This is a genomic window from Stenotrophomonas sp. HMWF003 (assembly GCF_003061285.1).
Taxonomy (GTDB): domain Bacteria; phylum Pseudomonadota; class Gammaproteobacteria; order Xanthomonadales; family Xanthomonadaceae; genus Stenotrophomonas; species Stenotrophomonas maltophilia_AP.
This window is the reverse complement of sequence record NZ_QAIW01000323.1, coordinates 3,082-10,481: the sequence shown is the minus strand read 5'-3', so window position 1 is coordinate 10,481 and position 7,400 is coordinate 3,082. Positions and strand designations below refer to the sequence as shown.

Sequence of the window (7,400 nt, the reverse complement as noted above, 5' to 3'; positions counted from 1 at the left end):
GCCGTGGCCAAGGCGCGGGCTCCGCCTCGGCCACGGCCGCTGGCGGCGGCAGCTGCAGCGCGCTGGCGATGTCGGCCAGCTGCGCCACCACGCGCCCGCCGACATCGGCGTCGTCGGCGCCCATGGCTTTGTTGCGCAGGAAGTCACGCTTGATCTGCTGCCAGCGCTCCAGCTCGGCGCCCTGCAGCAGGCCCCGCAGTTCGGCCAGCTTGAGCAGGTTTTCCTCGGCCCCGGTGGTGAGCAGCTGCGCCTCGCCCTGGTAGTGGTCGGACACCAGCTGCTGCAGCTCGGCGTCGTTCATCACCGGCGAGATCTTCTCCGACAGCTTGTTCATGTTGCGGTAGCTGCCCTGCAGCCGGAACGCCGGTTCGGTGCGATAGCGGTCGTCCTGCGCCGCACTGGCGATGTACTGCTGGTTGACGCGGTAGACCACGTCGCGCACGCGCAGCATGCGCTGCAGGGTGGCGACGATCTCGTTGACCTCCGCGCCGCTGTAGGCGTGGCTGAGCGCGTTGGTGGACACCTCCTTGCCCATCGCCCGCTCCACCAGCAGGTACAGGTCGGCCATGTCGCGGGTGGCCAGCGGCGCCAGCACCGGATTGGAGGTCAGGCTGTTTTCGATGTAGCTCAGGGTGAAGGCGTCTTCCATGCCGCCCAGCACGTCACCCAGGTTGTAGATGTCGGCGCGGTTGGCCAGCATGTCCGGAATCTTGAACACCTCGCCGGACTCGGTATACGGGTTGCCGGCCATCACCACGCAGAATTTCTTGCCGCGCATGTCGTAGGTGCGGGTGCGCCCGCGCCACACGCCTTCGATGCGGCGCGTGCCGTCGCACAACGAGATGAACTTCTGCAGGAATTCCGGGTGGGTGTGCTGGATGTCATCGACATACAACATGGTGTTGTTGCCCATTTCCAGCGCCAGATTGAGCTTTTCCAGCTCCTGGCGCGAGGTGGCGTCCGGCGCCTGGGCCGGGTCCAGCGAGCGCACCTCGTGGCCCAGCGCCGGGCCGTTGATCTTCATGAAGACCAGGCCGAGGCGGTGCGCCACGTATTCCATCAGCGTGGTTTTGCCGTAGCCGGGCGGCGAGATCATCATCAGCAGGCCCATCAGGTCGCTGCGCTTGTTTTCGCCCACCGTGCCCATCTGCTTGGCCAGGTTGTCGCCGATCACGCCCAGGTAGACGTCGTTGATCAGCTTGTTGCGCACGAACGAGGACAGCGGCCGCGCCTTGAACTCGGACAGGCGCAGGGTGTCGCGTTCGCGCGTGACGATGCGCTGGCGGACCGCCTGGTAGGCATGGAACGCAGGCACGAACACGCCGGTGTGGTGCTGCAGGCGCGCCAGGAAATCATCCAGCGACAGGGTCATGTGGCCCTGCACGATGCGCGGGTGTTCACCCAGCAGGCCATCCACGCTGACCAGCAGCACCACATCGCTGGCGCGGGTGCGCAGCGCGCGCTGCACCAGCAGCAGTGCAGCCGCCTCGTCGGCATAGCCGGCGTGGTCGGTGAACGCCGGGGTGCGGCACAGGGCGCGCAGCCACTGCCCCGCCAGCGCCCAGCGCGCGCCCAGGCCGTCCTGCTCGCGCTGCAGGGCGCGCTCCAGCGCCTCGCGCTGGCCAGCCGCCTGCAGCTGTTGACCCAGTGCCTCCAGCAACGCCAGCGCATAGCGGCTGCTGGTGAACACCGGTTCGCCGGCCGACAGTTCGTCGGCGAGGTAGGCGGCGGCCGCCAGGTGGTCGGCGGCCGTGAACGGCAGCGCGTGTTCGTCATTGAATGCGGCCAGCGCCTGCGTCATCTCCGTGCGCAGTGCCTGGCGGCCCTCATCGGAGCCGAACAGGCGCGCGATAGCATCGGCGCCGGCCTGGCGTGCCGGCCACTGGGCCACCTCTTCGCGGCGCTGCCGTGCGGCCCAGAACAGCATTGCCAGTGCGCGCACGCGTGGCGCGTGCAACAGGGTGCCGGCCGCCTGCTGCAGCGGCAGCAGCGCGCGCAGGATCACGGTGGCGTCGTGGTCATGGATGCCGCGCTCGTAGCCTTCGCGGTAACGCGGCGCGGCGAAATCACGCACGCTGCGGTCCAGCGCCTCGGGCTCGGCAGCGCTGTGCTGCAACCCGGCCAGGTCGAGCCCGTCACGGTTTTCCATGGCTGCACGCAGCACGCTGCCGGCCAGGTACTCGCCGCGGTACAGCGTGTCCGATTCCGAATCCAGGCTGAGCTGCCAGTACGGCTTGAGTTCGGCCAGTTCGGGATCGTGCAGCGGCTCCAGGAAGTCGGTGCCGGTGAGGTGGATGGCCAGCGCGTCGCCGCGCGGCAGGATGGTCAGGTCCAGCGCCTGGGTGTTCACGCTGAAGCGGTGCCGCGGGCCAAGGCGCACGACGTTGCCGCCGGCCTCGAACAGGTCGCTGCGATCGCGCAACGCGCGCACGGCCTGGTCACGCACGCCTTTCAGGCGTGATTCGATGTCGTCGGCCTTGACGCTGTCACGCAGGCCGCGCAGGCGTTCGGCCAGTTCGCGCAGCTTGAGGATCAGCGGGTCGCCGGCGAAGAAGGCGTTGAGCTCGTCGGCGGTGGCGAAGCGCTCGGTGCGCTTGGCCAGGCCGTCGAGGATGCGGGTGGCCGCGTCCAGCACCGAGCGCGCCTTGCGCTGGCGCTCGTCCAGCAGCGCCTGCTTGTGGGCCTCGAAGGCATCGATCAGTTCCTCGCGCTTGGCCAGGATGTCGCCCAGGAACTGCTCGTGTTCGCCGAACTGGCTTTCCAGTTCCTCCAGCTGCACCAGCAGCCGCGACATCTGTTCGTCGGCGCGTTCGGGATCGGTGGCCATCGCCAGCGCGCTGGTGATGGCCTGCGAGAACAGCGCGAACTGCGCGGCGAACTGCGCCACCGCTTCGGCCGACCCCAGGCTGCGGCGACGCTGTTCGGCGCGTGCGCGGGTCTGGTTGAGGCGCGCGTAGATGGCCGAGATCGCCTCGACCACGCGGGTGCGCGCGGTGGCGTCGTCGACCTTCAGGCCGGCCATCAGCTCGGACAGCATGTCCAGGTCGGCCGACATGGCGCGCAGGCCGGCCAGCTGTTCGTCCAGCACCCGCGCGCTTTCGGCCTGCTGCGCGGCCTCGTCCAGCGCCTGCAGGCGCTCGCCCAGCGGGGCCAGCGCCGCGTCGCCGGCCAGGAACGCGCCGGTGGCCGCGCCGATGGCCTCATGCGCCTGCTGCAGCGCGGCGGTCATCGCATCGATCAGGTCGGTGTCGATGTAGCGGTAGTCGCGGATGGTGAGCAGGTGCCCACGCTGCGCCGAGATCGCATTGAGCGCCTCGACGAAGGACTGCACGTCTTTCCAGTTCTCCGGCTGCAGGCGGGCCAGCAACGCCTTCTGCGTGTTCTGCGCCTGGGCCATGGCCTGCGCGGACTGCGCGCGGATCGACTGCACTTTCTCGTATTCGTCCAGCACCGACTCGCCGGTGCTGCTGACCTCGCGCAGCAGGCTGACCGCGCCCCCGCATTGCGCGTCGTCCAGCCAGTGGTGGGCGTCGAACAGGCGCCGGGTGTCCTGCACCAGGCGCTGGTAGCGCTGCACCGACACGTCATCGCCTTCGATGGTGCGGGCCAGGTCGAACAGGTTGGAGATGCCGCGCACCAGCTCGGCATTGCCGATGCGGCCCATGAAGGTGTTGCCGGGCGGACGGCTGGCGGCGAACTCGTCGCTGCTGAACGGCGTCTGCCAGACCTGCATGGCGTGGATGCGGGTCGGCTCGCTGCCTTCGGCATGGAACAGCACCATGCGCCCGTCGTGCATGAAGGCGTAGCCGTGGCCGAACACCGGGTTCTGCAGCACGCGCTGGATGGTGTTGTAGACAAACAGCGCCGAGCGCCCGCCTTCGCGCTCGTAGAAGATGTAGAGCACGTCTTCGCCGTTGGGCGAGCGGATGGCGCGCTTGAACTGCATGCCGTCCATCGCCGCGTCGAACGCCTTGTGCTCGCCGCTCTGCAGGTAATAGCCGCCCGGGAAGATGATGCCGTGGTCTTCGGGCAGCTGTACGCAGGCCTGCACGATGGCATCGTTGCGGATGATGTTGCCGGTGAGCGTGTTGTAGATCAGGCCCCGCCACACCGTTTCGCGGTACGGCAGCACCTTGAGCAGGATCAGCGAGCCCACCCGGGCGAAGTCGAACTGCGCGTCGTCCAGCGACTGCGTGCTGTCCTCGACCGGTTCGCTGTAGACGCCCTGCCCGCTCTCGGTGTTGTTCTCGACCTTGATGGTGAGGTCGCCGCCGGTGGTTTCCACGAACAGGCTGTCGAGGATGTTCAGGTGCGCATGGCGACCGGTAACGGCCATGTCGCGCGTGGCGCGCGTCCACTCGAAGTCGAACGGCGGCGGCAGTGCGATGTCGCGCTCGCCCCGGGCGTCCAGGTAGGTCAGTGCGCCGTCACGGGCCAGCGCCCAGCGGAACACGCGCACGTCGCTGCTGCGCTCGCCGATCTGGAACGAGGCCAGCAGCTTGTCGCCGACCACGATCAGCTGCAGCAGGCGCGCGTGCTTGTAATAGGCGTAGAGCTCGCCGAAGTCGTGCACGAACGCCGGCTGGGCCAGGAAGCTGCCCTTGGCGTCCACCGGCACCACGTCGTAGCCGTCGTTGGCCTGCACCAGCCGGTACAGCCCGAACACGTCTTCGACGCGGGTCTGGGTCTTGAGCCCGATGTACACGTTGTAGCCGAACAGCAGCAGGTCCGGACCGACCTGGACGATGTCGCGGCCGACGCAGTTGTTTTCGCTGCGGATGCGGAAGCGGCCGGTGACCTCCAGCCGGCTGTCGCCGAACTCGGCCAGGCGCTGCGTGTTGAGGGCATCGGCGACGCTGCGTAGGCGGCTGCCCTGCTCGGCCAGGCGGCGGCGCAGCACTTCATAGGCGCCGCCCTGGGCAACAGCCTGGTCGACGCTGGCAGTGGCTTCCGGCGCGGACGGCTCGGGACGGTTGGCGGTATCGGACATCGGCTTCCTTCCGGCTCACGGACAACCGGCCGGGCGAGCCGGCCGGGAAAGGCGTGGCGGCGGCCTCATGGCCACCGCCGGGGTGCCGGACACGCCACCCCAAGGCGGCGCGCCGGCAGTGCGGCTCAGCGGGTTTCGACCACGGTGGCGGTCACGCTGGGCACCGCTTCAACCGTGTCTTCGCTGATCTGGCGCGGCGCGGATTCGCGCGGGCCCACGCCCAGGTAGCGCTGCATCAGCTCCTGCACGATCGGGCTCTTGTCGGCCAGGCCTTCGATGGACTTGCCCAGCGACACGGCCTTGATCAGGTTCTCGAACATGCCGCCGTCGCCGCCCACCAGGTCGATGTCGGCGTTGCGCAGTGCGCTGGCGATGACGCCGGCGTTCTCGCGCGAGACTTCCTTGCCGGCATCGATCGAGGCCAGTGCCTGCTTGAGGCTGTTGTCGAGCATCATGCGGAACTCTTCGTGGCCGCGCGCGGTGTCGCTGAGCGAACCGATCGCCTCGAACTTGCGGACCAGGCCTTCGGCCTCGGCCAGCAGCTTCTTCTGCACCACGCCGGCTTCGGCGCCGCCGATGGACTCGGTCGCGGTGGCGCGGGCACGGCCCATCTGCTCTTCACCATGGGCCTGGGCCTGCAGGTTCTCGGCCAGCACGCGGGCCTCGTTGGTGCCCTGCTTGAGGTTGGCTTCGGCCTTGGCTTCGATCACGCGGGCTTCGGCGATGCCGACCTTCTCGATGGCCAGCGCCGAGGCTTCGCGCACCTGCGCCTCGGCCAGGCCGGGGGCGGCCTGTTCGGCACGGGTACCGTCGGCCAGCAGGCGCTTGGCGTCGGCCTGCTTGCCGGCTGCTTCGTGCTGGGCCTGGGCCAGGGTGGTGATTTCCACGGCACGGTGCTTGGCCGAGGTTTCGGCCGCCTGTGCCTCCTTGACCTGGCGCACCAGCAGTTCCTGCGCCTTGCCTTCGGCTTCCAGAATCAGTACCTGCTTCTGGCGATCGGCTTCGGACACCTCACGCACTTCCTTGATGCGCTCTTCTTCCTGGGCCACGGTCTTGTCGATGGCGATGCGTTCGCGGGTGATGTTGGCCACGTCCATCTTGCCGGACTCCACCACCTTGTCGCGCTCCACGCCCTGCAGTTGCACTTCGCGCTGGGTGGTGACCTGCTCCAGCTGGCGCGCGCGCTCGACGCGCTCGGATTCGATGGCCACCGCGCGCTGGCGGTTCTGCTCGGCCACTTCCACTTCGCGCATGCGGTTCTGTTCGCGGATGTCGATGACTTCCTGCGCTTCGATGCGTGCCTGCTCGGACAGCTGGCGCTGCTCTTCCTGGACCTTGGCGGTTTCGGCTTCCTCACGCGCGCGGATGGTTTCGATCTCGCGCTTCTGGCGGGCCTCGGCTTCGGCCTGCTGGCGTTCCAACGCCAGCAGCGCTTCGCGCGCTTCGACGTTCTTCTTGGTGATGGCCAGCTTTTCGTTCTGTTCCAGCTCGTTGGTGACCACGTTGTGGGTGGCGGTCAGCTCGGTGATCTTGCGGATGCCCTGGGCGTCGAGGATGTTGTTCTGGTCCAGCAGCAGCTTGGGGGTCTGCTCCAGGTAGTCGATGGCGACGTCTTCCAGCGCATAGCCGTTCAGGTCGTTGCCGATCACGGCAATGATCTCGTCGCGGAATTCCTGGCGCTTTTCGAACAGTTCGGTGAACTCGAACTTCTTGCCCACCGTCTTCAGCGCTTCGGAGAACTTGGCGTTGAACAGTTCATCGACCGCATGCTTGTCCGAGGCGCGGTCGGCACCGATCGCCTTGGCCACGCGCAACACGTCGGCCTGGGTTTCGTTGACGCGCAGGTAGAAGGCCACGGCGATGTCGGCGCGCATGTTGTCGCGGCAGATCAGGCCTTCCTTGCCGCGGCGGTCGATCTGCAGGGTGATCAGGCTGATCCGCATCAGCTCGGCGCGGTACAGCACCGGAATGATCAGCGCACCGGTGAAGTGCACCTTGGGCTGCGAACTCATGTCGTTGACGATCAGGGCCACGCCCTGGTCCACCTTGCGGTAGAACGCTTTGAACAGGCCGGCCAGGCCAAGCAGCAGGACCAGCAGGATGCCCACCCCGATCACGAACGGGGCCAAGGTCGCAAAACTCATCGATGGATCTCCTTATCGCCCGCAATCAGGCTGTCTTGGATGGAAAGCGCGGGGTGGGCGTTCTCACGCACCACCAGGTAATGGTTGTGGTCGGCCAGGTAGTCCAGCAGGACCACGCGGTCGCCGCGTGCGAGCACGCTGCCGTCGTGCGAGCGCACCTGCAGGATCAGCCCGGCGCCGCCGTCGTCGACGTTGGCATGGCCCACGGTGGCGGTGACCTGCGGCGAGGCGACCACGCCGACGCGGCCCAGCAGTGACGCCTGGGG

Annotated in this window: 2 protein-coding genes and 1 pseudogene; all 3 read right to left on the bottom strand. The window is 67.9% G+C overall.

The window, feature by feature from the left end:
- Positions 1 to 4,990 (bottom strand): DNA repair ATPase (locus DBR34_RS13090; protein ID WP_258223899.1); only part of this gene is annotated, 4,990 nt, incomplete at its 3' end.
- Between the two features lie 125 nt (positions 4,991 to 5,115).
- The gene (locus DBR34_RS13085; RefSeq protein WP_128097111.1) at positions 5,116 to 7,134 is read right to left on the bottom strand and encodes a hypothetical protein; all 2,019 of its coding nucleotides are present in this window, start codon (positions 7,132 to 7,134) and stop codon (positions 5,116 to 5,118) included.
- A pseudogene (locus DBR34_RS23015) lies at positions 7,131 to 7,400 on the bottom strand (hypothetical protein); the annotation flags it as partial. The gene DBR34_RS13085 and the pseudogene DBR34_RS23015, both read right to left, overlap by 4 nt.

Excerpts from the sequence above, each read along its gene's own strand:
- DBR34_RS13085 (WP_128097111.1), bottom strand. The coding sequence starts at position 7,134 with ATGAGTTTTGCGACCTTGGCCCCGTTCGTGATCGGGGTGGGCATCCTG.